Genomic DNA, 24089 nt, shown 5'->3' with positions numbered 1-24089 from the left:
ACTACCGAACGACGTTGCCGACCGAGGCTGGCGAGCGCTTACTCAGGCACCGCCACCGACGCCGATGCGCGGTAGGTGGATTGCTTCCATTGCAACCCGCCCAGGCAAATCAGCGACACGGCGGCAAGGGAACTGTAGAACAACGCCAGCGGCCACCACTGCCCCGGCCACGCGTGGGCCAGCAAGGTGCCGATCAGCGGCGTCAGGCCGCCGGCGATTGCCGCGCAGCACTGGTACGACAGCGAAATGGCGGAGTAACGATAGCGCACGTCGAAGGCGTCGGTCATGAGCCCGGCCATCACGGCATACGAACCCGACATGCACACCACCGCAATCCCGATGCCGATCACAATGGCCACCGGACGACCCGTCGACACGAGGGCGAACATGGGATAGGGCGAGAGCATCGCGAGCCCTGCGGCCCACGCGAGAAATTTGACTGGCCCGACGCGTTGCGCGATCCACCCCGAAAAGAGCTGGTTGAAGAAGTGAATGAACGCCACAACGAACAGGCAGTCGAGGATCATCTCCCGACTCAACCCAAGCGTCTGCGTGGTGAAGCTGAGCATGAACGTGTTGAGGAACCATGCGCCGGCCACGCCGATCACGTTGGCACCGAGGCAAAGCAGGACCGTGCCCCATGCGTTGCGCAGCACATCGACGATGGGAAGACGCGCGGGCTTTTCCCGCTCGATGGCCGCCGTGAACTCGGGCGACTCCGACACGCTCGCGCGGATGAACACGCCAATGACGAGCAGCACCGCACTGGCCAGGAAGGGCAGGCGCCAGCCCCAACCCATCAGCGTTTCGCGCGGAAGATGCCCCACCGTCTTGAACGCAAGCAGCGCGAGAATCAATCCGGCAGGGCTGCCGAGCTGCGCGAATGACGCAAGGAAGGTGCGTTTGCGTTGCGGCGCGTGCTCGCCCGCCATCAGCACCGCGCCGCCCCACTCACCGCCAATGGCAATGCCCTGCGCGATGCGAAGTACGACGAGGAGCGTCGGCGCAAGCGCCCCGGCGCTCGCATAGGTCGGCAGGAAGCCGATGCCGACCGTGCCGATGCCCATGATCGCGAGCGTGGCCACCAGGGCCTTCTTTCGGCCGATCCGGTCGCCGAGGTGACCGAATATCAGGCCGCCAAACGGACGGGCGAAGAACCCGACCGCAAACGTGCCGAACGAGGCGAGCGTGGCGTAGAACGGGTCGCCTTGCGGGAAGAACAGCTTGTTGAAGATGAGCGCCGACGCCATCGCATAGATATAGAAGTCATACCATTCGATGGTCGTGCCGACGAAAGCGGCGAAGGCGGCCCGGCCCGGCTGACGCGCCGGGCTGCCCTGAGCGTGGTTCTGCATGAAATGTCTCCAGGTAAGGATGGCCGGTCTCGTTCGCCGGCTTGTTTCGAAGGGGGCTTCGAATGCGTGTTTCGATTGATCGATAAGCGCGTTCAGCCTTTGAGGACTCCGGCGTCGAACAAGCGCTGTTGCGTCGTCGCGTCAATGCCGAGTGCGTCGAGCACGCTCCGGGTATTGCCGCCGAGGGTGGGCGGGGGCGTGCGATAGGTGGCCGGGGTTCGCGAGAGCTTGATCGGGGTGCCGGTGCCGCGATACGCGCCGATTTCGACAATCAATTGCCGGTGGCGCGTATGTGGGTGCCTGGCGACGGCATCGACGGTTTGCACCGGCCCGCACGGCACGCCGCCGCGAATCAGCTCGGCCGCGAGCGGCTCGCACGCATGGGCTTGCAGAAGCCTTTCCAGACTTTCCTTCAGCTCGCGGCGATGTTCGCAACGGCTGCGGTTGTCTACGAAACGTGCGTCGTGGGCGAGTTCAGGCGCGTTCAGATGTGACACCAGCTTCGCAAACTGGCGGTCGTTGCCGACGGCGAGAAAAATGGGCTCGGTCGCAGTTCGGTAGCTGTCGTAAGGCGCGATGTTCGGATGTGCATTGCCGCTGCGTTGCGGCGTGCGCCCGTTGCCAAAGTAGTTGGGCAAATGCGGATGCAGCAGCGAGACGGCGCAGTCGTACAGCGCGATATCGAGCGACTGACCCAGACCGCTCTTTTCGCGTTCCGCGAGCGCCAGCAAGATCCCTGACAGCGCATTGAGCCCGGTGACCATGTCCACCACCGGAAGACCGATACGAAGCGCGGGTCCTTCACTTTCGCCGTTCACGCTCATCAACCCTGCCATCGCCTGAATGGCCGCGTCGTACCCGGGCAGGCCGCCAAGGGTGCCGTCCGGTCCAAAGCCCGAGATCGCGCAGTGAATCAGGCGGGGATAGCGCTCGGCGAGCTTTGCGTAATCCATTCCCCAACGCTCGAGCGTGCCGGGTTTGAAGTTCTCCACGAGCACGTCGGCGCCGTCGAGAAGCTGCCACAGCACTTCGCGACCTTCCTCGCGGGACAAGTCGACGCAGATGCCTTGCTTGTTCCGGTTGACCCCCACGAAATACGAGGCCGTCTCGCCGACAAAGGGTGGGCCCCAGCCGCGCGTTTCGTCGCCGCCCGGGGGTTCGAGCTTGATCACTTCGGCGCCATGGTCGGCGAGCGCCTGCGTGCAGTACGGACCGCCCAGCACCCGGCTCAGGTCAATGACGCGCAGTCCCTGAAGTGCGCCGGTCACGCGAGCGGGGCTCATCGTGCACCGCCTTCACGCGCGGGCATGAGCGACATCGCGGCGGCGAGGGGCATCGGCGTTTCATCGACCAACTGACGAAGCAGCGGCGCATCGTCGCGGATATCCTTCGGCGCGAGCGGGTCGCGCGGCAGCAGCTTGTGTTCGAGGATGAGGTGGGCGAGGGCCAGCCGGCGGAAGTCGGGGGCAAGGCGAGCCGCTTCCGTCGCCATGAACACCGCCGTGGTCGCGTTGTACACGGCGCTTGCCGCCTCGCGCACGTTCTCGTCGCGGCCGCATTCCGCCACGCTGTCGAGCGCCGCGCTGGCGCGCTCGAACACAGCGCGCAGCAATGCGACGGTTTCCGGCGGCAACGCGGCATCGTCGAGCAGCGCATGGAGGTACTGGCCGAGCGATGTCAGCGCGCCTTCGCGCCGCGTTGCCCGTGCAACGTCCAGTGCAACGATATTGCTCGTGCCTTCCCAGATGGAGCCAAGATGCGCGTCGCGCACGAGGCGCGGGTCGGCCCACTCCTCGATATAGCCCACGCCGCCGCGCACTTCCATCGCATCGCCCGTCGCCTGGCGAGCGTCGCGGCATGCGCGCAGCTTCACGAGCGGCGTGAGGATGCGCACGCATTTGGCCGCCTGCGCATCGCCGCGGTCGGCGCGGGGAAGGAGTGCGGCGATTTGCATGAACATCGACCGGGCCTGCTCCGCCGGCAGCATGATCTTCAGCAACTGGCGCTGCATCAGCGGCATCTCGATGAGCTTGCGACCGAAGGCTGAGCGATGCCTCGCCACGTGAAGCGCTTCGGTGAGGGCGCGCCGCATCAGGCCCGCCGCACGCACGCCGTTGGACAGTCGCGACATGTTGATCATGTCCGCCATCTGCTGGAAGCCGCGCCCCACTTCGCCGATAAGGTAGGCCTCGGCGCCGTCGAGCACGATTTCGCCGCTTGCCATCGACCGGCTGCCGAGTTTGTCTTTCAGCCGAACGATGTGATAGCGGTTGCGCGTGCCGTTTTCAAGCACCTTCGGGAGCAGGAACAGCGCCAGTCCCTTCATGCCTTCGGGCGCGTCATCCGGACGCGCGAGAACCATGGCCAGATCGGCGTCGGCGTTCGAGCAGAACCATTTGTCGCCGGTCAGCTTCCAGACCTCGTTGCCGTCGGCATCGACGCCGCGGGTCGCGCGCGTCACGGTGCGTCCGGTGTCGGAACCTGCCGCCTGCTCCGTCATGAACATCGCGCCCTGGAAGAGGGTATCGAAGTCCTGCGACGCGAGCCTCGGCAGGTACCGGTCCACGAGTGCCTTCGACCCGAACTTACGCAGCGTCCGCGTGAGCGAATCGGTCATGCTGACCGGGCAGCAGAGGCCGAATTCGGCCTGCACGAACAGGAAGGTGAGCGCGTACTTGACGAGCGGCAGCGGTGCGTCGCTGCGATGACTCATCGAGGCGAGGCCGAGTTCACTGTAGGCCACGCGTTCGAGCGCGACGTAATCCGGGTGCTTCTCGATGTGCTGGATGGCCTCGCCGCGACGTGTGCGCTGCCGAAGCGTGGGCGGATTGTGGTCGGCGCTCGTCGCCCAGGCGTCGAGTTCGTCGGACGCGCGTTGTCCCAGTTCTACGAGCCGGTCGCTGACGCCATGGAACACCGTCTCGCCCAGGTAGCTCTTGAGCAGCGGGCCGAACGACGGGTCGCTATGGAAGAAATTGATACCGCGGCTGTCGGGGATGTTGGACGTCTCGGGCGCTTGCCGAAGTTCGAGCATTGACTGTCTCCTGAATTATCGTGCGGCGCCTTGGCACCGTAGCTTCTTGGAGACCAGCGTACGGTTCAGTCTGATAATCGTCCAATACAATTGATGGCACGTACGATAAGATCTGATTATCGTTATCCGGAGGCGCTTTCATGGAACTGAGGCAGCTCAGATACTTCGTCGCGGTCGCGGAGGAGTTGCATTTCGGCCGGGCGGCGCGTCGGCTCTTCATCTCGCAACCGGCATTGAGCTTCGATATTCGGCGTTTTGAAGAACAACTCGGCGTGAAGCTGCTCGAGCGGAGCAACAAGTCCGTGGCGCTGACCAATGCGGGGCAAGTGCTCTTGGGCGAAGCCCGGCGGCTGTTGCAGCAAGCGGAGGACGTGGCCAAGGTCACCCTGCAGTCCGCGCACGGGCTGGCGGGACGCCTGCGCATCGGGTTCGTCAATTCGATGCTTTACCGGGGGCTACCGGAGGCCGTGCAGCAGTTCGAAGCGGCGCATTCGTCGGTGGAGATTGTGCTCAAGGAGATGAATACGGCGGAACAGGTGCGAGCGTTGCAGCAATTGCAGATCGACCTGGGATTTGCCCACTGGGGGCACTTTCCAGCCGAGGTCGCGACGCAGGTGTGGATGTCGGAGGCGTTGCTCTGTTGCCTGCCCGTCGATCACAAGCTGGCGAAGCGGCGCCGCATCGATTTGCGTCAGCTCTCGCACGAGCCGTTCATCCTGTTTCCGCGCACGGTGTCTCCGCACTACCACGACCAGATCATTGCCACCTGTGTGGAGGCGGGGTTCAGTCCCCAGATCCGGCATGAAGCACGGCTCTGGCAAACGGTCGTGACGATGGTCGAGTTTCACATGGGGGTCGCCCTGGTGCCGCAAGCCTTGGCGCGCACCCAATCTCAGCGGGCCGTCTTTATTCCGCTGGAGCGGAACACGTTCTCCTCGCAGATTCTGCGTCTGACGCGCGCCGGCAGCCAACTGGACCTGACCGAGCGATTTCTCGCTGTGCTCCAGCCGAAGTAGGCGTTCGGCTCGCCATATCCTGAGCGGTGGCTGCGGCGCGACGGGGACGCACCGTGCGCCGACGCCAAGGCGGCACGCGCCAGCCAATCGGCTCAGCCGCGCCGTTGAACCCGCCCCTAAGGGTTTCCCATCATCTTGACTTCGGGTTTTCTTTCGTCAATACTTTGTCCGTACAAAGTAATAAATACCGAACAAAGTCGGCGAGCTTAGCCAAGCGATCGAATTCAGGAGGAGAGAGACATGGACGCACTGCAACCCCAGACGGAGACCACGCGCCGCATTCGCGCGAGCTACGGACGCTATCTCGAGGACTTCGAGATTGGCGATATCTATGAGCACCGTCCCGGGCGCACCATCACCGAGGCCGACAATATTCACTTCTCGCTGCTGACGATGAACTTCCATCCGATGCATTGCGATGCCGCGCACGCGGCCAAGAGCGAATTCGGCCAGCTGCTCGTCAACAGCGGGCTGACCGTCGCCATCGTGCTCGGCATGACCGTCAACGACGTGAGCGGCAAAGCCATCGCCAACCTCGGCTGGAAAGAGATCAAGCTCACCGCCCCGGTGTTCTGCAACGACACCCTCTACGCCGAATCGCAGGTCCTGGAAAAGCGCGAATCGCGCTCGCGTCCCACGCAAGGCATCGTCACCGTGCATACCCGTGCCTTCAACCAGCATGGCGTGCAGGTCATGGAGTTCGTGCGCAGCGCACTGATTCCGAAACGCGGCTACGGCGTCGGCGACTGAGCCGGGCAGCGCGGCTCACACGGTACGTTCCAATCGACATCGCGCGGGGTGCGCCGAAACGCTCGGCACCCGCGGCACGGCTCGCCGTGATGGCACGGCGATGGAGGCAAGGATGCAAGGCAACATCCGGCAAGGCGGTGCGGCAGCGATAGCCGACTCGCTCGGTCATCCCCGAGACGTCAGCGCGACCGCAAGCCATCCCGTCCCCCCCGCCGAGGGATCTCGGTCTGTCGACGCGATCAGCGCCGCACGCTGGGTCGATCAGTTCGGCTCGGCGCCGCTCAGCCCGGTGCATGCGGTCGCACTCGCCAAAGCCGCACATGGCATCACCGACGCCGCCGCCGTTGCTGCGCGCGCGCTCGACTGGCTCACGCCCGATGCCTTCAACGCCACGCTGCGCCAGCAGGAGACAAGCGATGCGAACCCTGCACGCTGAGGAAAACTACTCGGCAAAAGGCTTGGCAACGGACGCGGCGCCGGAGCGCGACCGGTCCGGCGCCACCTGCCTCGAACGCGCGGCCGTCGCGCTCGACGTAGCGGGGGCCGCCGGCCTTGCGGGCGGCTTCGTGCGTCTGCGCAGCGATGCCGCGCTCGAACAGGCACGTGCCGTCGACCACGCGATCCGCGACGATGTCACGCTGCCCAATAGCCGCGTGCTGGGGGCGACCCTCGCGCACAAGGACATGTTTTTCCGAGCCGGCGAACTGACCGAATGCGGCAGTCGCATTCTCGCCGGGCATCGGCCGTCGCAGACGGCCACCGTGCTCGCGCGCCTCGATGCCGCGGGCGCCGTGGATCTTGGCGCCCTGCACATGGCGGAGTTCGCCATGAGCCCGACCGGCTTCAACGCGCACCTCGGGCATGGCCGCAACGCCTGGTCGCCGGACCACGTCAGTGGCGGGTCGTCCAGCGGCAGTGGCGTGGCTGTCGCGCGCGGCCTTGCGTTCGCCGCCCTCGGCTCCGATACCGGGGGCTCGGTTCGCATTCCCGCCGCCGTCAATGGCGTCACCGGCATCAAGCCGACCCAGCACGCGGTTTCCACCTACGGCGTGATGCCGCTGTCGCCGAGCCTCGATTGTGTCGGTGTGCTCGCGCGTACCGCGGCCGACGCGGCGGCGGTGCTCGACACCATCTGGGGGCCGGACGCCAGCGATCCCCATTGCCTCGTCAGCCAGGCACGCGATTTCACGCGCGCGTTGGCGCAGCCCTTGAGCGAGCGCGATGTCGTCGCGGTGCCCGAGTTCGACGCCACGGCGCCGATCTCCGACGAAATTCGCGCGGCCGTTGCACGGGTGACGCAAGCGCTCGAAGCCAGTGGCGCGACCGTTCGCAAAGTCCCGCTGCCCGATTTGCGCGAGGCCGGAGCACTTGCCACCCTGATGCTCGGCGCCGAGGCCGCGTCGATCCACGGGCCGTGGCTGCGCGAGCGGCGTGACGCGTACGGCGAGCAGGTCTTGCGCCGGCTGGAGCGTGGCCTGCTGTATCCGGCCACCCGTTATGTCGACGCGCTGCGCTTGCGTGCCGGCTACACGCAGTCGTTCGTCGATCGCTACCTGGAAGGGGCGCAAGCGCTGCTGCTGCCGACGTTGCCGTACGCGGTGCCGACCATTGCCGAGACGCTCGACGGCGACGCGGACGAGATCGAACGGCGCTTCGGCGATTTCTCTTACTGGACGCGTGGCATCAACTACCTGGGCCTGCCGGCGGTTGCCGTACCGGCCGGGCGCACGCAGAACGGATTGCCGACCGGGGTTCAGTTGATCGGACGTGCGTGGCGCGAGGACACGCTGCTGCGTCTCGCGCATCAGTTGCAACAACATACAGACTGGCACCTGCCGTCGGTGGACCGTCTCGGCCCGCTCGACCACGCAGCGATGCCGGCGGGTCTTGATACGGCGCGATTGTCAGTGTCACAGTTAGCCATGGACAGGAAGGGGTAACGCAAGCCGAGAACGATGACGCCATCGTTCGCCGCAAGTCAATTTTCTGCTCGCATCACGTTCGCTTCAGACGAACGGATGCCACCAACGTTCAGGAGACAACCGTATGAACGCAACCTCCGTCAACGCTGGGGCCCGGCTCGACCGGCTTCCCCTGGCGAGGTTTCACTGGAAGATTCTCGGACTCATCAGTGGTGGCGCGCTACTCGACGCCTTCGATGTCTATCTCGCCGCGGGGGTGCTCGCGGCGCTGGTCAAGAGCGGCTTCTCGACGTTGCAGCTCAACGCGGCCTTCATCTCGGCCACTTTCTTCGGCATGCTGATCGGTTCGGCGCTCGCAGGCTACGTTGGCGATCGCTTCGGCCGACGTTATTCCTACCAGATCAATCTCGCCGTGTTCGGCATCGCCTCGCTGCTGGCGTGCTTCGCGCCGAACATGGCCACCCTGATCGTGCTGCGTTTCATCATGGGCCTCGGCCTCGGCGCGGAGCTTGTCGTGGCCGCCGGCACCCTGTGCGAATTCGTCCCGCCGGCCTATCGCGGGCGCTGGATCTCGCTGATGGGGCTCATCATCAACTCGGGCCTGCTGATCGCCACGAGTGTCGGGTATGTCGTGATCCCGAACTTCGGCTGGCGCTGGATGTTCGCCATCGCCGGCGCGGGCGCGCTCGCCATCTGGATCATGCGCAAGCGCATGCCGGAATCGCCGCGCTGGCTCGAATCGATGGGCCGCACCCAGGATGCGGAAGCCACCCTCGCCGAGATCGAAGGCCAGGTGAAGCGTCAGTTCGGCGCGCTGCCGCCGGTGCCGCCCGCGCAGCCGGTGATGGCGCGCAACGTGCCCCTGTCGGTGCTGTTCTCGAAGCCCGTGATCGGCCGCACGCTCACCGCCGCGCTCACCTGTGTCGCCATCAATGTGGCGGTGTACGGCTTCGTGGCCTGGCTGCCGACGTTCTTCGTCAAGCAAGGCCTGACGGTGGTGCAGTCGCTCGGATTCACGACGCTGATGGCCTTCGGTGCCCCGGGCGGTGCGTTGGTCGGCTATCTGCTTGGCGATCGCCTCGGACGGCAGCGCGGCCTCGTGCTGTTTTCGGCGGCCACGATCGTGCTCGGCTTCCTGTACCCGCAGATGCGTGATGCGATGTCGATCTCGATCATCGGCTTCTGCCTGGTCACGTCGATCTACACGGTCGTCACGCTCGGTCTGTACGGCTATATCCCCGAGTTGTTTCCCACGGCGTTCCGTCTGCGCGGCACGGGCTTTGCCGGCGTGTGCGGCCGTGCGGCGTCGATGAGCACGCCGTATCTGGCGGTGGCCCTGTTCCAGCACTTCGGCATCTCCGGCGTACTGGCGATGGTGAGCGGCGTGCTTGGCCTGCTGATCGTCGCGCTGCTGGTGCTGCGCGTGGAAACCAATCAACAGTCGCTCGAAGATATCGGCGTGCCCGGCGACGCCGGTCTCGGTGGCGCCGCGACAACGCGTGCCATGCATGCCGAGCGCTAGCCCCAACACCTTGCATCCGTTCAGGAAGGAGCCAGCATGACTTCAGAAGTGAACCACACGCCCCAGGGGATCTCGGTAACGCTGGCCTCGTTCGCCCTGGGCCTTTCGCTCGACGCCGTGCCGGCGGTCGTGCGCGAGCGCGCCAAGCACCTGCTGCTCGACGCGATCGGCTTGGCCTACGCGTCGCAGCCGGCCGACTTTACCCGCGTCGCGCTCGATGGCCTCACCGCACTGAGCGCCGGCGACAAGCCTGGCGCGACGGTGATTGGCCGCGGTCATCGCCTCAACACTCGCGACGCGATGGTGATGAACGGCGTGCTCGTGCATGGCCTCGATTTTGACGACACGCACTCGCGCGGCGTGATCCATGCCACCGCGAGCGTGTTGCCGTGCGTGTTCGGCGTCTCGGAATTGCGCGGCGCCGATGGTGCCCAGACGCTGGCGGCTTACATCGCCGGCATGGAAGCGGCAACGCGCATCGGCTCGGTGGCGAAGGGCGGCTTCCACCAGGTGGGGTTCCATCCGACCGGTGTCGTGGGGATCTTCGGCTGCACGCTCGCGGCCTCGCGCCTGCTGGGCCTGGACGCACACCAGACGGCGATGGCGCAGGGCATCGCCCTGTCCATGGCCAGCGGCAGCCTCGAATTCCTGCAGGACGGCGCCTGGACCAAGCGCTTGCATCCGGGCTGGGCCGCACAGTCGGCGTTCACCGCCGCGACCCTGGCCGCGCACGGCTATATCGGCGCATCCGCACCGTACGAAGGGCGCTTTGGCCTGTTTTCGAGCTACCTCGGCGAGCAGCGCGGCAATGCCGATCTGTCGCTGGCGACCGAAGGTCTGGGCGAGCAGTGGCAGATCGAGGAAGTGGCGATCAAGCCGGTGCCGGCCTGTCATTTCACGCATGCGTTCGCCGACGCGGGCACCGAGTTGCACAAGGTCTGGCAGCAACGCGGCGGGAAGATCAGCGAACTGGGCGAGCAGGTCGCGCGCATTCGCGTGAAGGTTCCCGAGGCGGTCGTCAAGACGGTATGCGAGCCGGTGGCCAACAAGCGCCGTCCGGCCAACAGCTACGATGCGCAGTTCAGCGTGCCTTATGTGGTGTCCAGCGCGCTGATCAAGGGACGCTTCACGCTCGACGAACTTGAACCTGCGGCGCTGCGCAACGACGCGGTGCTCGCGCTGGCCGCGAAGGTTGAGTACGAGATCGACCCGGCCAGCACTTTCCCGCGCCACTATACGGGGGAAGTCGTGCTGGAACTGCGCGACGGCAGCACGCTCGCGCATCGCGAGGCGATCAATCGCGGCAGCGCGGATCGTCCGCTCAGCAACGCGGAAATCGTGGAGAAGTACGTTGCCAACGCCGCGCGTGTGCTGCCGCAGGCACGCGTTGACAAGGTGCGCGAGACCGTGCTCGCTCTCGACCGCCTGCCGGCGGGCGCCCTGCACGCCGTGCTCGGCGAGTCGGTCTAGGCCGCGAGTGAATGTTTGGAGATAGTGAGATGACGCAAGTGGAAAACAACATCGCAGGGCAAGGCGAGGACGATACCCTGATCCTCGACATGCTCGACCGCTTCCTCAAGGTGGAGGTCAAGCCCTACGTGCATGCCCTGGAGAAAGCCGACGAGTATCCCGCCGAGATCGTCGAGCAGATGAAGGAGATGGGGCTGTTCGGTTGCCTGGTCGCGCCCGAGTACGGCGGATTGGGGCTCTCGACCCGCACCTATGCGCGCATCATCGAGCGCATGTCGGCGGTGTGGATGTCGCTCAGCGGCATCGTCAATTCGCATCTGATCATGGCGATGACGGTGCAGCGCAACGGCACGCCGGACCAGAAGGCGGAATTCCTGCCGCGCTTCGCGACCGGCGAGCTGCGCGGCGGCATCGGCCTGACCGAGCCGGATTGCGGCACCGATCTGCAGGCGATCCGAACGAGCGCCACGCGCGATGGCGATCATTATGTGGTCAATGGCGCCAAGACCTGGATCACCAACAGCCTGTACGGCAATTGCCTGGTGCTGCTGGTCAAGACCGATCCCACGGCCCAGCCGCGCCATCGCGGCATGAGCCTGCTGATTGCGGAGAAAGGCCCGGGCTTCGAAGTGAGCCGCAAGCTGGAGAAGCTCGGATACAAGGGCATCGACACCTGCGAACTCAACTTCGACAACTACCGCGTGCCGGTCGACCGTCTGATCGGCGGCGAGGAGGGGCGTGGCCTGAAGCAAATCCTGAGCGGGCTGGAGCTGGGCCGCATCAACGTCGCGGCGCGCGGTCTGGGCATCGCGGTGGCGGCGCTCGACGCCTCGGTGGCCTACAGTCAGCAACGCAAGACCTTCGGCAAGCCGATCTGCGAGCACCAGGCGATCCAGCTCAAGCTCGGCGAGATGGCCACACGCGTGCATGCGTCGCGGTTGCTCGTCGATGCGGCGGCGCAGGCGTATGACCGCGGCGAGCGTTGCGACATGGAAGCCGGCATGGCGAAGTACTTCGCCACCGAGGCCGGTGTCGAGAACAGCACCGAGGCGATGCGTATCCACGGCGCCTACGGCTATTCGAAGGAATTCGACATCGAGCGGCTGTATCGCGATGCGCCGTTGCTCGTGATCGGCGAGGGCACCAACGAGTTGCAGCGCATCATCATCGCGAAGCAGCTGATCGAGAGGAACCCGGTATGAGCCTGCCACTTTCCGGACTGCGTGTGATCGCAGTCGAGCAATACGGTGCCGGCCCGTTCGCCACGCAGCACCTGGCCGATCTGGGCGCCGACATCATCAAGATCGAGAACGCGAAGGACGGCGGCGATGTCGGCCGCGCGGTCGGCCCGCACTTCTTCGGCGAGGGTGACAGTCATTTCTACGAAGCGTTCAACCGCAACAAGCGCAGCATGGCGCTCGACCTCAAGAGCGCCGAAGGCAAGGAGATCCTGCTCAAGCTGGTCGAGTCCGCGGACGCCGTGTTCGATAATCTGCGCGGCGATCTCCCGGTCAAGCTCGGCCTCGACTATGCGTCGCTGTCGCGCGCGAACCCCGCGCTGGTATGCGTGCACCTGTCGGCTTATGGCCGCACCGGGTCACGCAAGGCGTGGCCGGGCTATGACTACCTGATGCAGGCCGAGGCCGGTTATCTGTCGCTGACGGGCGAGCCGGACGGTCCGCCGGCGCGCTTCGGCCTGTCGATCATCGACCTGATGACCGGCACGACGGCGTCGATGGCGCTGCTTGCCGGGGTACTCGAAGCGCGCAAGACGGGCACGGGACGCGACCTCGATGTGAGCCTGTTCGATGTGGCGCTGCATAACCTGGCCTACGTCGCCACCTGGTATTTGAACGGCGGACACATGACGCGGCGCGAACCGCGTTCGAGCCATCCTTCGCTCACGCCCAGCGAGTTGTATCGCACGCGCGACGGCTGGATCTTCCTGATGTGCAACAAGGAGAAGTTCTGGGGCGTGTTGGCGCAGGAGATCGGCAAGTCGGAATGGATCACCGACCCTGAGCTTTGCAACTATGCGGCGCGCCTGAAGCATCGCAACCGCGTGCGCCGCGAACTCGACGACGTGTTGATGACCGAGGACACGGCGACGTGGATGGAGCGCTTCGCAGGCAAGGTGCCGGCGGCACCGGTGCACGACGTCGCCCAGGCACTCGACAACCCGTTCGTTGCGGAACAGGCTCGCGTGATGGATTTCGCGCACCCGGAGCATGGTCCGATCAAGGGCGTGGCGTCGCCGGTGCGCATCGACACACCGCTCCCGGCACGTGCGGCGCCGCGCATGGGTGAGCATACCGACGAGGTACTGCGTGAAGCCGGGTTCGGCGACGACGCGATTGCTTGGCTGCGCGAACAAGCTGTGGTGCAATGACACCATTACTCCTCACCGGCATTGCCGACCACGCGCATGACCCTATTGCTCAACCAGCAGCCACGCTATCTACAGCTCGCGCAGACGCTGATCCACGAGATCCGCGATGGCCGATACGCGGTCGGTGACTTCCTGCCGACCGAGTTCGATCTGTGCGAGCAGTTCGGTGCCAGCCGCTTCACGGTGCGCGAGGCGGTCAAGCGCCTGGTGCAGATGGGGCTGGTGGACCGCCAGCCCGGTGTCGGCACGCGCGTGTTGGCGCGCGAGGCGGTCAGCGGCTACCAGCAGGTAATGCGGCAACTGAGCGACTTGCAGCAATACACGGCCGACACCGAGCTGGAGATCTTCGCCCGCGATCTGGTCGAAGTTGACGAGACGCTGGCGCCGGTGCTGCGCGCCGGCACTGGTGAATCGTGGCTGCATCTGTCGGCACTGCGGCGCAGTGGCGGCGAGCCGGAGCCGATTTGTGTCAGCGACATCTACATCCATCCGGCGTTTCGTGCGCTGGAGGGGATTGAGAGCAGTTCTCATGTGCCGATCTACACGCTGATTGAAGCGCAGTTCGGCGAACACATCGCTGCGGTGCAGCAGGAGATTCGGGCCACGCTGATCACACCGGCGCAGGCGCGCTGGCTCAACGTCAAGCCAAAGTCGGCGGCGTTGTGGATTTGCCGGCGTTATCTGAATCGCCGTGAGGAAATCGTCGAGGCGGCGATCAGCATTCACCCGGCCGACCGCTTCAGTTATTCGGAAACATTTCAACGCGACTGGCGCGCCGCGTCCTGACAACCCGTCCATGCGTCGGGAAGGGCGCCCGCGCAAAGGGGCTCCCATGACAGCAGCATCGACATATCTTTTCGTTCCCGGCGACCGTCCGGACCGCTTCGACAAGGCGCTCGCCACCGACGCCGCCTTTGTGATCCTCGACCTCGAGGACGCGGTGTCTCCCGAGCGCAAACACACGGCGCGCGACGCGTTGTTCCAATGGCTGGCGCAGCACGGCGAGGACGCGCGTGTGCTGGTGCGCATCAACGGCGTGCATACGCCCTGGTACGGCGACGATCTGCGCTTGGCTGAAATGCCGGGCGTCGCCGGGATCATGCTGCCCAAATCCGAGCGGGCCGACGAGATACAGTCGTTGCGCGCCCGTTTGCGCGAGGCGCAGACGCTTTATGCGCTGATCGAGACGGTCGACGCGGTGGTGCGTCTGCGGGAAATCGCGGGGGCGCCGGGGGTGACGCGCCTGGCCTTCGGTACGGTCGATTTCTGCGCGGACGCGGGCATCGGCGACGATGGCGGCGCGCTCGATGCGATTCGCACGCAGTTCGTGATCGAGTCTCGCTACGCGCGGTTGCCGGCGCCCATCGACGGGGTGACCGTGGCGATCGGTAACGACGAGGTGCTGCGTGCCGACGTGCGCCATTCGCGCGCATTTGGATTCGGAGCAAAGCTCTGCATTCACCCTAAGCAGGTCGGGATAGTGCGCGACGGCTTCCTGCCGACGCCGCAGGAAGCCGATTGGGCAGAGCGGGTGCTCGATGCGGTAGCCACGGCGGGCGCAGGCGCGATCGCCGTGGACGGCAAGCTCGTCGACCGACCTGTCGTGGAAAGAGCCAAGGCGATCGTCGGGCAGTTGGGATAGCGGGCTTCGCTGGACTGATGACGTTGCGCGCCGCGTTTGATCCATCACAAAGGCTGTGCAAAACAATCTCCTAACATCCATTTGGCGGGGTCCGCGAACGTTGAGGACGCACGCGGGCCTGGACGCATCCGTTCCAAGGACGTTGATAGGAGAGTCACCATGTACAGATTCATCCGCACCGCTACGGTCAAGAATGCGGCGGCGCTGCCATCGGCATTGGCATTCGCATCGGAAGTTACCGCTCACCTCAACCGCAGCTATTCGCTCAACATGCGCTTCGGTGTCGAACAATTCGGCTGCGCCAATATTCATTGGCACTTCGACGCCGATAGCCTGGACAAGATGCAGCAGGTCAACGAAAAATTGATGGGTGATCGCGACTATGCCGCCTTGCTCACCAAGTACCAGGACATCTGGGTGGAAGGGGCGATGCACGACGCTGTCGTCAGGCTGGCCTGACGGTGGACTGGACATGGGACACGGGACGTGGCACCGGCGAGATGCACGCGAGCCCGTCTCGGGATTACCGCTAGCCCTTAAGGCATTCGTGGCGACGGTCCCGGCGCCCAGTGAACCCGCCTTGGATCTTCGGTGGCATCGCCGCGTCGAATCATCTCGTCAATCTCGGCGCGCAATTGCCTGACGAGGACATCCACCGCCGCAAAGCATTGGCCGACCGAGGGCGCCACTTGTCGGTGTGCGACCATCCTGTGCCTATCGCGATAGCGTATCCACGCGATGTACCCGCGATGTTCCAGCTCGAGCGCAGCCTCGATATGGACGGACCGATAGGTCTCGATGGTTCTCAAGTTCATGCTCCCTCCTGGTAAGTGCCGGGAAGTGCTATGCGGCTTCGAGCTGGGGAATTTGTGTTCCCGCATGAAGTCCCGCAATCAGGTCACGCTCGGTAATCATGCCGATGACATGATTGCCTTCATCAACGACGGGAATATGGTGATGCCCGGTCGTGGAGAACGTGGGCAGCAGGTCAAGAATCGAGTCGGAGCCCTTTGCGGTGCACACCCGGGTCGTCATTACCGAGCCGACGGATCGGGCATTGTCCTTTCCCGGGAGGAGCCAGCCGAGCGCGTTGCCAATGCTCTGCGGTCCGGTGGGGCTTGCCTGCGCCCGATGGATGTCATACCGCGTGACGATGCCGACGATCCGATGATCGGTGTCGCGTACCGGGAGCGCCTTGATGGCATGACGCTCCAGCAGCTTGAGCGCCACCGAGCAATCCGTGTCCTCGAGCACCGTCAACGGCGACTTCGTCATGATGTCCCCGCACGTCAGGCCGTGGAAGGTACGTCGACAGGCGGCGAGCTGGGTTTCCCGCAGGAGCGCCTCCAGATCGTCGATGTCGACGTCGATGAATTCGTTTCGACGTGCCAGCACGGCTTCCAGGTCTTGACGGGTGAACCCACCGCCCGTTGCCATCGAAGCCTCGGCCGGCGTCGTCGCTTTGACCTTCACGACGCGATGCGGGTAGCGATGCCCGGTGAGCGAGTGATAGATGATGGCGAGCGACACCAGCATCGTCGACTGCAAGGCAACGGGGGCGATGGCAAAGGCGTAGCCCATGCCATGAATGCCGGCCCCGCCAAACACTGCGGTCAGCGCCACGGCGCCGGCTGGCGGATGCACGCATCGCGCCGCGAACATCGCCAGGATGGCTAGGGAAACGGCGATAGCGCCGGCAATCGGCACATTCGAGATGACGATGCCGCATGTGACGCCGACAATGGCGGCGATGACGTTGCCGCCGATCACCGACCACGGTTGTGCGAGCGGGCTGGCGGGAACGGCAAAGAGCAGTACCGAGGACGCACCCATCGGGGCAATCAGCAATGGAAACCGGCTCGAGAATCCGGGAAGGACATGCAGGAACAGACCCGCAATCGTCAGCGCCGCTGCCGCCCCGGCGCCGGACCGGAGCCGTTCTCGCGCACTCAGACCTGTGGCGTTCGGCAAGAACGCTTCGAACCATGCCCGCATCTGTTTTTGAGTCAACATAACCTTTTCATTCTTCAAACCGTAACGTCGCACCGACGTTTACATCTCCCGCTGCATGCGACGATTGAGTGCTTCATGGGTGCGTGCCAAGCAGCGCTCCACCGTCACATCCAAGACCTTGCGGAGCATCGCACTTGCCTTATTCGAATGGTTATGGTGTAAAGGGATAAGCGCCTCGCCGCACGGGTGATTTCCGTGGGCTGGCAGTCCGTGATTGTGCATCCGCGCGTCGATCACGTCCAAGACGTGGTTGCAATGGTCCCGATAAGTTCAAGTTATGGAGAAGCGCGCCGTGGTTCCGCGTCAGATTCGGTATTTGCTCGCTGTTGCAGAGCACAAGAACTTCACACGTGCGGCGGACGCGTTGGGTGTTTCGCAGCCTGGGTTATCGCAGCAAATCAAGCAGCTCGAGGACTATCTCGGCACGACATTGTTCGATAGATCCGGGCGGTCGATACGACTCACCGATGCGGGTGAAACGTATGTGGCCCATGCGCGCAAGGCGCTGTTCGAGCTTGAAGCCGGGTGGCGCGCGTTGCAGGAGGTCGAGGACCTGTCGCGAGGGGTGCTTCGCGTGGCATGTACCCCGTCATTCACCGAATCGCTGATGCCACGGTGGGTGCATGCGTTTCACGAGCACTATCCGAACGTTCACGTGTATATGTCGGAGATGTCGCTCGACGCGATCGAGGCGGCGTTGTGCGCGGATGAATGCGACATTGCGGTCGGATTCACTGATGTTCGAACCGACGACATCCTGGTGACGCCACTGTTCGAGGAGCGGGCAACGCTTGTCGTCAGCTCGACGCACCCCTTGCGGGTGGCGGGAGCCGCCATCACGCCAGAGCAACTGTCGGACGTTCCGCTGGCGATGCTTGTCGAAGGGTTTGCGGCTCGCACGTATGCCGATACCTATTTTCGGGCGCATAAGATCACGCCCAATATTGCGATCGAGGCGAACTCGATCAGTGCGGTTCTCAAAATCGTCCAGCTCGGGGGGATGGCAACTGTCCTCCCTCAAGTCAGCGGCGATGTGCCGATCGGACTCTCTCATCTCGATCTGCCGGAACCGATCACGAGTCGTACCATTGCCATTTTGGAGCGGCAGCGAGTGCACAGAACTGCTGCGGCGAAGGCGTTTGCCAAGCTCGTGATGTCGGCGACACGCCAACTCGGGCATGCCGCGTCGTCCGTCGACGACGAGTCGTTGCGTTCCTGAGGGCACGCCGGCGCTCGGGCAGCGGTGTATGTGGTGGATGCCAGCGAAGGACCGACATCGGGCAGAGGCACACGCCTATCCGCCTCAGCGGCGAACGGGGGCTGGCGCAAAACAAGGCCCGAATGTCGGCGACGATTAGATGGGCTCTCTTGAGCGGACGCCTGGGTCGTACGGTACCGGTGACGCCCCGTCATTTCCTATGATGAAGGACATCAGATCCTCCCCAATAACGAAGCGGCCGCGGTAGCCTTGACTGATGCGGTCGCGAAGTTCATCCATCGACGCACGGGGAATGCCGTGGCGGCTGTAGAGCGAGATATGCGCCAGCACCGCTAGCTTTGGCTTAGCTTCGGAGAAGATGCGAGCGACGTTTTTCGGGTTGGCAAGATAGCTGTAGAAGTGATTCGCGTAGTCCATGTCGCGCGCTTCCAGGGCTTTGCTGGCGATCGCGACGCTTTGCACCATCAGGTCGGCGCCCTTGGCATTCGCGACCAGATTCTCGGAGTAGGTGCAGTCGTCGGTAATCACTACCGTGCGTCCCATGTACTCGACGCGATAGCCGTAGTCGGGCTTCGTCACGCCATGTTCTATGAGGAATGCGGAGACCTTTACGCCGTCTCGATCGAAGACGACGCCAGGTTTGACGACATTCGCGTTGATATCGATCGCGCCGGGGTTTGTCTCCTTTGCCAGCAGTCGCAAGCGATTGTTGTCCTTGAGCATCAGTTTCAGGCCGGCCGCGACGTTTTCGATACCCTCGGGGCCGTACATCACCAAAGGCGTGGTGCGACGTCCGTCGTCCGTTGGAAGCGGCGCGGAGGCATAGAGGTCGGCCAGCCCAGTGACGTGGTCGGAGTTCATCAGGCTGACAAAGACGGCGTCGATGTCCCGGATGGGCACGTTGCGTTGATGCAGGCGAGTTGCTACGCCTCGGCCGGCATCAAACAGCAGTTTTTGATTGCCCGCCTCGACGAGCATGCTGATGCCGAACCGGTTGATATTGAGAATGGGTGTCCCGGTGCCAAGCAGTGTCACCCTGATTTCCTGGGCATGCAGGGGCGACATCATGAGCATGGCGAATGCCAGCGTTGTGACTGACTCGGAAAGGCGTTTTATCAGCGTCATTGTTCGATTCCTCCAAATGGAGTTGTCAATCTACGTGATGCCTTCGCGGCAAAAACTTACTGAATTATTATTGCCCGATAACCCTTCGTTAAACGGTCGTGGAATGATCAACGCTCGGCATTTGAATACCCGCCTGCGCATCAGGCATATGGAATTTCTCGTCGCGCTGGAGCGCGAGGGAAGCCTGCACAAAGCGGCGGCTAGTCTGGGCATGTCACAGCCCGGCGCAAGCAAGATGCTTCAAGAGCTGGAAGCGCTGTTCGAGACCGTGATCTTCCGTCGCGAGGCCAGTGGGCTTGCGGTGACGCAGGAGGGGCAGCTCATCGTCGATCGTGCGCGCGTCGTGCTGGGAGAGATTTTGCAGATGAAGTCCGATGTCGATGCCGCGCGAGAGGGTGTTTACGGGCGTGTGCGTGTCGGCGTCGCTGCGGCAGCGGTTTCTGTCTTGCTAAGTGAGGCGATTCGGGCGCTGCGTGAGATGGCGCCGCGTACCGTCGTCGAGATTCAGGAAGGGTCTCTGCCGTGGCTCGTCGATGCGCTGCTTGCCGGCACGCTGGACTGCGTTCTCTGTCGACTTTCCGACAGCACCGACAACGAGAGGCTGGCTCGTGAAGCACTTTGCGAGGAGGGGGTGTCTGTGGTGGCGAGACCGCGGCATCCGCTGTCCAACGGTATCCCGGTGAGTGTGGTCAACCTGGCGGCTGCGCGATGGATCCTCCCGACGCGCGGTGCGCCGCTGAGGGAGCGGGTCGATGCTTTCTTCGTTGCACGCGGGTTGAAGCCGCCCGTACCAGCCGTGGAATCCGTCTCGGTGGTCGCCAACCTGTCATTACTGAGGAGCGATGATTTCCTGGCCTTTCTGCCTGCCCCGATTGCCCGGGATTACGCGTCGACAGCGATGCTGGTCGTCCTTCCGACGGAAATGGATATTGCGTTGCCCCCTATTGGCTTGATCACTCGGGCGACAGACGTCCGCTCAGCGCAGACTGATGTGTTTCTTGAGACGATAAGGCGCGTCGCGGCTATGACTCATTGATGGGGGCCGGCTGCCTCGAATTGGGAGACCTGAGCGTTGTTTATACGGAGCATTGCTCTCAACTGTCCGCAACCACTACCGTGGGGCGGGGAAATATTGGGGCGGTAAGATTCGGACTCATTGAAGGGGGCGACATTGAGCGCGGCATCATCCGGCGAGTTTCGTCGAGTGGCGAACTTCCTGCCTTAGGGATGAAGGGTTTCACCGCGATTGAGCATGCCAATGAACTCTTGGATCTTGCGCGCCCGTGTTTCGGGCTTTTTGGCATTCTGTATCCGAAACAGGATGGCATAGCGGTTTCGGCCGCTCAGCGTCGCAAAGAAGGCGCTGGCCTCGGGATTGGCATTCAATGCGGCCTGCAGGTCGTCCGGCACGACCGAGTTCCTGGCCGACGTATAGGCGGCCTCCCAGCGGCCATCGGCTTTGGCTTTCTCGATTTCGCGCAAGCCCGGAGGAAGCATTCTGCCCGCGGCAATCAGCGTTTCGGCCCGGTCTTTGTTGAGTTTGGACCAGACGCTTTTTGCGGAGCGTCGAGAGAAGCGTTGCAACCAGTATTCATCACTTTCTGTCTGCTTTTGGCCGTCGATCCAGCCGTGACAAAGCGCACTCTCCAGCGCCTGCTCGTAAGTCAAGGTCGGCTGCGCGGTGCCCTTTTTGGCAAGGCGCAGCCATATGCCGGACGCGGTGCCGCCGTTTTGCGTCAACCAGTTTTCCCATGCATTCTGGTCAAGGAATGTCAGACGAGGCTCAGTCATGGCGCGATCCGAACGGTTGCATTCAGGCAGCGAAGCGCTTGCGTTTGCTGAAACGTCTTAGATTACTGCTTTTCGCGGAATTGGGAATCGCCGATTTACTGACGATTCAGCGTGTATTCGTCGGAAAGAAGCTGGAGGTGTTCCTAACTGAGCGTTCCACTGGCCGGTGTCCCGTTGTGGATTCAACCGGTTGCAGTCACTAGCCCGTCCCGCAAAACTGCCATTTAAACGGCAGGTTCGCATCGCAACCCTGCCAATCGCCTAGGTGTGCATCGCGGAACCGGACGGGCCGCATACGGCGACCGCTATTTATTCCCTGCGCGAGACGACTTCGACCGCAACGCCGAAGTTTCAACTCCTCCTGCAAGCATCGCAATGGTGACCATCTCGAATTCTTTCAGCAGGACAGCCTCGGCTTCGAGAAGCGTCGCCGAAAGATGGGCATTCACAGCTTGTTCGACAAGACATTCCGGATGATCCTCCGAAACAAGATGCGAGAAAAGCGAAGGTTCGCCGACCGCACGGTAGACGTCCAGTAGCGTAATGTTTTCGAGGGGTTTGGCCAGCACCCAACCACCTCCGTGCCCTTTCTCCGACGTAACGTATCCAATATCACGCAGACCGCTAAACAAGCGCCTCACGACGACGGCGTTCGTGCACAGCATTTCACCGAGCGCTTCGGAGGTGAGCGGGCCATCCGCATGCGTCATGTGAATCAACGCGTGCAAGACGCGAGACATGCGGCTATCGGTCTTCATCGTGGGCGTCCATCTCAAGAAACTTTTGAAGTTGCATAAGAGTTTAACATGGCGCTATCATGTAACATGATAAGTTACGTAATGAGCTGGAGAGGAAACGTATGGACAAGCACTACGATGTCATTGTGATCGGCGGCAGCTTCGCCGGTCTTTCAGCCGCAATGCAGTTGGCGCGCGCGCGACGGCGTGTACTCGTGCTCGATAGTCGAAGGCCACGCAATCGATTCGCATCACACGCTCATGGTTTTCTCGGGCAGGATGGCAAGGCGCCCAGCGAGATCATCGATGAGGCGACGGCGCAACTCTCGGCGTATCCGACGGCGCACGTCGCGACAGGCGAAGCACGCACGGCGGAGCGTGTTGATGATTGCTTCATCGTCACGCAAAGCAGTGGAAGCACCGCAAGCGCGGATCGATTGATCCTTGCGACGGGTATTCGAGACGAACTGCCCTCTCTCCCTGGCCTGGATGAACGGTGGGGTATCAGCGCGCTGCATTGTCCGTATTGTCACGGTTACGAAGTCGCGGACAAACGGCTCGGCGTCCTGGCAACGCATTCACTATCGATTCATCAGGCGATGCTCGTTCCCGACTGGGGACCGACAACCTGGTTTACGCAAGGCATAGTCGAGCCATCGCTCGAAGAGACTGCGTTGCTCGAAGCCCGCAATGTTCGGATCGAACGGGCGCCAGTTGTGGAAGTGCTTGGCGACGTACCCAACATGACAGGGTTGCGTCTCGCCGACGGCCGCGCCATCGAAATCGATGCACTGTTTGTGGGGCCGCGCACCCAGATGGCAAGTCCGCTCGCAAAGCAGCTCGGATGCGAGTTCGACGAAGGTCCGATGGGTCCCGTTATCCGCGTGGACAACTGGAAGCAGACCACCGTTCCGGGAGTGTTTGCCGCTGGCGATGCGGCGAGCGCATGGTCCAACGCGACGTTCGCCTCGGCGGCCGGCGTTGCAGCGGGCGTTGCGGCACATCGCTCGCTCATTTTTGGCTTGTAATCGATCGTGGAAGTGGCCGCGCCCTGGCAGCGGGCTCTAACGCGTCGAGTGCATCAAACGGCTATCCGCGAGGCTCGCATTCGTCCGAGGTTGCCACGGGGCGGTCTGATCGATCATTCCTGCGCCTTGGTTCTTCCCTCGAGCAGGTAAAGGCCATTGAGGCCGGAAGCCAAACGGCCGGCTCACGGTCGGAAATCGCCATTCAACCCGCCGTGTGTCGAGCGACTCGGATGGGTCGAAAACTGCCCCTCGAGCGTGACCGTTTTCGGCCAATAGCGGACTCTCGACATTCGAGGCAAGACGGCTGACAATCCTGCACTTTCGAACCTTGTTGGGTGTGTCAAATGCAGCAGTTGCATATATTGCCGCCCGAGCTCGCGCGGCGTTCAATTTCACGCAGGGAGATCGTCCTTCCGCTCGACGCAGCTATTGCCGCAGTTGAGTGGTGTGCGATTCACCAGATTCCCATCCTGGGTTGGGAAGGATGGGTTCAGACAGCGGACGGGCGGGTCGGTCACGGCAATGCACCACAAGGAACGACGAGTCTAGAGGGGCTTTCGGTAGCGGATGCCGCCGACTTCTGCCGTCGGACAATCGGTGCTGCCGCATTGGAGTGGACGGAAGCGTATCCAACAACGACTGACCGACTCCATTTTTGTATTACCGTAGACGCGAGGGGCATTAACACGAGGCCGTAGGCAATTGGCGGCCAGGAGTGGTCGTTCGACAGCGGAAGTTAGATCGTCGACAATGCGCCATCGAAAGTCAAAGGAATTTGCCGATGACACATGTATACGATGCTGTTGAACTGCTAGCCGGTTCGCTTGCTGACGCTGATTTTGCAATGCACGCAGTGGGGCTCCAAGGTGCATTGTCCGAAGGGGCGACCGGTACGGAAATTTTTATGATTCTGCGCTCACGGCTATCCGGAGTTATTGATGATGAAGTCGTACCGCGTAGACAAAGGGATGAGGCTAGAAGGTTGCGCGACATCGTGATCCACGCGCTGAAGTGATTTGCCTCGATCACAGGCCGCTCAGTACTCCACGATTTCCGTTTTGCATAAGGCGGCGGGC

The 24089-nt window shown here is 63.2% G+C and carries 22 protein-coding genes; 15 read left to right on the top strand and 7 right to left on the bottom strand.

All coding sequences use genetic code 11. From position 1 onward, the window contains the following. Positions 1-38: 38 nt before the first annotated feature. The 3 genes from PEP31012_RS10395 to PEP31012_RS10385 form a co-directional block, all read right to left on the bottom strand. Positions 39-1355: an MFS transporter gene (locus tag PEP31012_RS10395; protein ID WP_150589254.1), complete on the bottom strand. Its 1317-nt coding sequence runs from the start codon at positions 1353-1355 to the stop codon at positions 39-41. Positions 1356-1447: 92 nt separating this feature from the next. Further along, entirely contained in the window at positions 1448-2638 is a 1191-nt protein-coding gene (locus PEP31012_RS10390; RefSeq protein WP_150589253.1) for a CaiB/BaiF CoA transferase family protein, read from the bottom strand. Beyond that, positions 2635-4389 (bottom strand): acyl-CoA dehydrogenase family protein, encoded by a 1755-nt coding sequence (locus tag PEP31012_RS10385; RefSeq protein ID WP_150589252.1) that lies wholly within the window; start codon positions 4387-4389, stop codon positions 2635-2637. The genes PEP31012_RS10390 and PEP31012_RS10385 overlap by 4 nt, the downstream gene beginning before the upstream one ends. Positions 4390-4529: 140 nt before the next feature. Between PEP31012_RS10385 and PEP31012_RS10380 the strand changes: the two genes are divergently transcribed. The 11 genes from PEP31012_RS10380 (at position 4530) to PEP31012_RS10335 (ending at position 15559) form a co-directional block, all read left to right on the top strand. Then, complete coding sequence (locus PEP31012_RS10380; protein ID WP_150589251.1) at positions 4530-5405, top strand: LysR family transcriptional regulator; 876 nt, start codon at positions 4530-4532, stop codon at positions 5403-5405. 240 nt (positions 5406-5645) lie between these two features. Then, positions 5646-6155 (top strand): MaoC family dehydratase, encoded by a 510-nt coding sequence (locus PEP31012_RS10375; RefSeq protein ID WP_150589250.1) that lies wholly within the window; start codon positions 5646-5648, stop codon positions 6153-6155. Positions 6156-6267: 112 nt separating this feature from the next. Further along, positions 6268-6591, top strand: a complete 324-nt coding sequence (locus PEP31012_RS23630) for a hypothetical protein (RefSeq protein ID WP_174978189.1) — start codon at positions 6268-6270, stop codon at positions 6589-6591. Then, positions 6572-8095 carry an amidase gene (locus tag PEP31012_RS10370; protein WP_174978188.1) on the top strand — a complete coding sequence of 508 codons (1524 nt, stop codon included), beginning with the start codon at positions 6572-6574 and terminating at the stop codon, positions 8093-8095. Before PEP31012_RS23630 ends, PEP31012_RS10370 begins: the two co-directional genes overlap by 20 nt. 106 nt (positions 8096-8201) lie before the next feature. Then, positions 8202-9599: an MFS transporter gene (locus PEP31012_RS10365; RefSeq protein ID WP_150589248.1), complete on the top strand. Its 1398-nt coding sequence runs from the start codon at positions 8202-8204 to the stop codon at positions 9597-9599. Positions 9600-9635: 36 nt separating this feature from the next. Beyond that, on the top strand, positions 9636-11069 hold the full coding sequence (locus PEP31012_RS10360; protein WP_150589247.1) for an MmgE/PrpD family protein: 1434 nt from the start codon (positions 9636-9638) through the stop codon (positions 11067-11069). A 29-nt stretch (positions 11070-11098) separates the two neighbouring features. Next, the gene (locus PEP31012_RS10355; protein WP_150589246.1) at positions 11099-12271 is read left to right on the top strand and encodes an acyl-CoA dehydrogenase family protein; all 1173 of its coding nucleotides are present in this window, start codon (positions 11099-11101) and stop codon (positions 12269-12271) included. Beyond that, positions 12268-13458, top strand: coding sequence for a CaiB/BaiF CoA transferase family protein (locus PEP31012_RS10350; protein ID WP_150589245.1), 1191 nt, complete (start codon positions 12268-12270; stop codon positions 13456-13458). The genes PEP31012_RS10355 and PEP31012_RS10350 overlap by 4 nt, the downstream gene beginning before the upstream one ends. A 36-nt stretch (positions 13459-13494) precedes the next feature. Then, positions 13495-14244, top strand: a complete 750-nt coding sequence (locus tag PEP31012_RS10345; RefSeq protein WP_150589244.1) for a GntR family transcriptional regulator — start codon at positions 13495-13497, stop codon at positions 14242-14244. Positions 14245-14290: 46 nt separating this feature from the next. Next, positions 14291-15100 carry an HpcH/HpaI aldolase/citrate lyase family protein gene (locus PEP31012_RS10340; RefSeq protein ID WP_150589243.1) on the top strand — a complete coding sequence of 270 codons (810 nt, stop codon included), beginning with the start codon at positions 14291-14293 and terminating at the stop codon, positions 15098-15100. A 159-nt stretch (positions 15101-15259) separates the two neighbouring features. After that, entirely contained in the window at positions 15260-15559 is a 300-nt protein-coding gene (locus PEP31012_RS10335; RefSeq protein ID WP_150589242.1) for a hypothetical protein, read from the top strand. Positions 15560-15943: 384 nt separating this feature from the next. Here PEP31012_RS10335 and PEP31012_RS10330 read toward each other — a convergent pair whose 3' ends face one another. Beyond that, positions 15944-17113: an HPP family protein gene (locus PEP31012_RS10330; protein WP_150589241.1), complete on the bottom strand. Its 1170-nt coding sequence runs from the start codon at positions 17111-17113 to the stop codon at positions 15944-15946. Positions 17114-17390: 277 nt separating this feature from the next. Between PEP31012_RS10330 and cynR the strand changes: the two genes are divergently transcribed. Next, the gene (gene cynR / locus PEP31012_RS10325) at positions 17391-18332 is read left to right on the top strand and encodes a transcriptional regulator CynR (protein ID WP_246171226.1); all 942 of its coding nucleotides are present in this window, start codon (positions 17391-17393) and stop codon (positions 18330-18332) included. Between the two features lie 135 nt (positions 18333-18467). On the opposite strand, the gene PEP31012_RS10320 is transcribed toward cynR, so the two are convergent. Beyond that, a complete protein-coding gene (locus PEP31012_RS10320) occupies positions 18468-19457 on the bottom strand; it encodes an MBL fold metallo-hydrolase (protein ID WP_150589240.1) in 990 nt (329 codons plus the stop codon). A gap of 16 nt (positions 19458-19473) precedes the next feature. On the opposite strand from PEP31012_RS10320, the gene PEP31012_RS10315 reads away from it, so the two are divergent. Next, the gene (locus PEP31012_RS10315; RefSeq protein WP_174978187.1) at positions 19474-20493 is read left to right on the top strand and encodes a LysR substrate-binding domain-containing protein; all 1020 of its coding nucleotides are present in this window, start codon (positions 19474-19476) and stop codon (positions 20491-20493) included. Between the two features lie 185 nt (positions 20494-20678). Here the strand turns inward: PEP31012_RS10315 and PEP31012_RS10310 are convergent, their stop codons facing one another. Both PEP31012_RS10310 and PEP31012_RS10305 read right to left on the bottom strand, forming a co-directional pair. Next, positions 20679-21248: a YdeI/OmpD-associated family protein gene (locus tag PEP31012_RS10310; protein WP_150589238.1), complete on the bottom strand. Its 570-nt coding sequence runs from the start codon at positions 21246-21248 to the stop codon at positions 20679-20681. A gap of 305 nt (positions 21249-21553) precedes the next feature. Next, entirely contained in the window at positions 21554-22006 is a 453-nt protein-coding gene (locus PEP31012_RS10305; protein WP_150589237.1) for an Rrf2 family transcriptional regulator, read from the bottom strand. A gap of 101 nt (positions 22007-22107) precedes the next feature. On the opposite strand from PEP31012_RS10305, the gene PEP31012_RS10300 reads away from it, so the two are divergent. Beyond that, positions 22108-23013 carry an NAD(P)/FAD-dependent oxidoreductase gene (locus tag PEP31012_RS10300; protein ID WP_150589236.1) on the top strand — a complete coding sequence of 302 codons (906 nt, stop codon included), beginning with the start codon at positions 22108-22110 and terminating at the stop codon, positions 23011-23013. 781 nt (positions 23014-23794) lie between these two features. Beyond that, positions 23795-24028: a hypothetical protein gene (locus PEP31012_RS10295; protein ID WP_150589235.1), complete on the top strand. Its 234-nt coding sequence runs from the start codon at positions 23795-23797 to the stop codon at positions 24026-24028. Positions 24029-24089: the final 61 nt, after the last annotated feature.

Origin of the sequence: Pandoraea eparura (assembly GCF_902459725.1) — a bacterium.
Classification (GTDB): domain Bacteria; phylum Pseudomonadota; class Gammaproteobacteria; order Burkholderiales; family Burkholderiaceae; genus Pandoraea; species Pandoraea eparura.
Note: the sequence above shows the minus strand (reverse complement) of the source record. Positions and strands in the feature narration are given on the sequence as shown.

What these genes read in the sequence shown, in the direction of transcription:
- PEP31012_RS10365 (WP_150589248.1), top strand. Translation starts at nt 8,202, where the DNA reads ATGAACGCAACCTCCGTCAACGCTGGGGCCCGGCTCGACCGGCTTCCC.
- PEP31012_RS10300 (WP_150589236.1), top strand. Translation starts at nt 22,108, where the DNA reads ATGGACAAGCACTACGATGTCATTGTGATCGGCGGCAGCTTCGCCGGT.
- PEP31012_RS10390 (WP_150589253.1), bottom strand. Translation starts at nt 2,638, where the DNA reads ATGAGCCCCGCTCGCGTGACCGGCGCACTTCAGGGACTGCGCGTCATT.
- PEP31012_RS10330 (WP_150589241.1), bottom strand. Translation starts at nt 17,113, where the DNA reads ATGTTGACTCAAAAACAGATGCGGGCATGGTTCGAAGCGTTCTTGCCG.
- PEP31012_RS10355 (WP_150589246.1), top strand. Translation starts at nt 11,099, where the DNA reads ATGACGCAAGTGGAAAACAACATCGCAGGGCAAGGCGAGGACGATACC.
- PEP31012_RS10335 (WP_150589242.1), top strand. Translation starts at nt 15,260, where the DNA reads ATGTACAGATTCATCCGCACCGCTACGGTCAAGAATGCGGCGGCGCTG.
- PEP31012_RS10345 (WP_150589244.1), top strand. Translation starts at nt 13,495, where the DNA reads ATGACCCTATTGCTCAACCAGCAGCCACGCTATCTACAGCTCGCGCAG.
- PEP31012_RS10350 (WP_150589245.1), top strand. Translation starts at nt 12,268, where the DNA reads ATGAGCCTGCCACTTTCCGGACTGCGTGTGATCGCAGTCGAGCAATAC.
- cynR (WP_246171226.1), top strand. Translation starts at nt 17,391, where the DNA reads ATGGAGAAGCGCGCCGTGGTTCCGCGTCAGATTCGGTATTTGCTCGCT.
- PEP31012_RS23630 (WP_174978189.1), top strand. Translation starts at nt 6,268, where the DNA reads ATGCAAGGCAACATCCGGCAAGGCGGTGCGGCAGCGATAGCCGACTCG.
- PEP31012_RS10380 (WP_150589251.1), top strand. Translation starts at nt 4,530, where the DNA reads ATGGAACTGAGGCAGCTCAGATACTTCGTCGCGGTCGCGGAGGAGTTG.
- PEP31012_RS10295 (WP_150589235.1), top strand. Translation starts at nt 23,795, where the DNA reads ATGACACATGTATACGATGCTGTTGAACTGCTAGCCGGTTCGCTTGCT.
- PEP31012_RS10310 (WP_150589238.1), bottom strand. Translation starts at nt 21,248, where the DNA reads ATGACTGAGCCTCGTCTGACATTCCTTGACCAGAATGCATGGGAAAAC.
- PEP31012_RS10375 (WP_150589250.1), top strand. Translation starts at nt 5,646, where the DNA reads ATGGACGCACTGCAACCCCAGACGGAGACCACGCGCCGCATTCGCGCG.
- PEP31012_RS10315 (WP_174978187.1), top strand. Translation starts at nt 19,474, where the DNA reads ATGGAGTTGTCAATCTACGTGATGCCTTCGCGGCAAAAACTTACTGAA.
- PEP31012_RS10340 (WP_150589243.1), top strand. Translation starts at nt 14,291, where the DNA reads ATGACAGCAGCATCGACATATCTTTTCGTTCCCGGCGACCGTCCGGAC.
- PEP31012_RS10385 (WP_150589252.1), bottom strand. Translation starts at nt 4,389, where the DNA reads ATGCTCGAACTTCGGCAAGCGCCCGAGACGTCCAACATCCCCGACAGC.
- PEP31012_RS10370 (WP_174978188.1), top strand. Translation starts at nt 6,572, where the DNA reads ATGCGAACCCTGCACGCTGAGGAAAACTACTCGGCAAAAGGCTTGGCA.
- PEP31012_RS10360 (WP_150589247.1), top strand. Translation starts at nt 9,636, where the DNA reads ATGACTTCAGAAGTGAACCACACGCCCCAGGGGATCTCGGTAACGCTG.
- PEP31012_RS10305 (WP_150589237.1), bottom strand. Translation starts at nt 22,006, where the DNA reads ATGAAGACCGATAGCCGCATGTCTCGCGTCTTGCACGCGTTGATTCAC.
- PEP31012_RS10320 (WP_150589240.1), bottom strand. Translation starts at nt 19,457, where the DNA reads ATGACGCTGATAAAACGCCTTTCCGAGTCAGTCACAACGCTGGCATTC.
- PEP31012_RS10395 (WP_150589254.1), bottom strand. Translation starts at nt 1,355, where the DNA reads ATGCAGAACCACGCTCAGGGCAGCCCGGCGCGTCAGCCGGGCCGGGCC.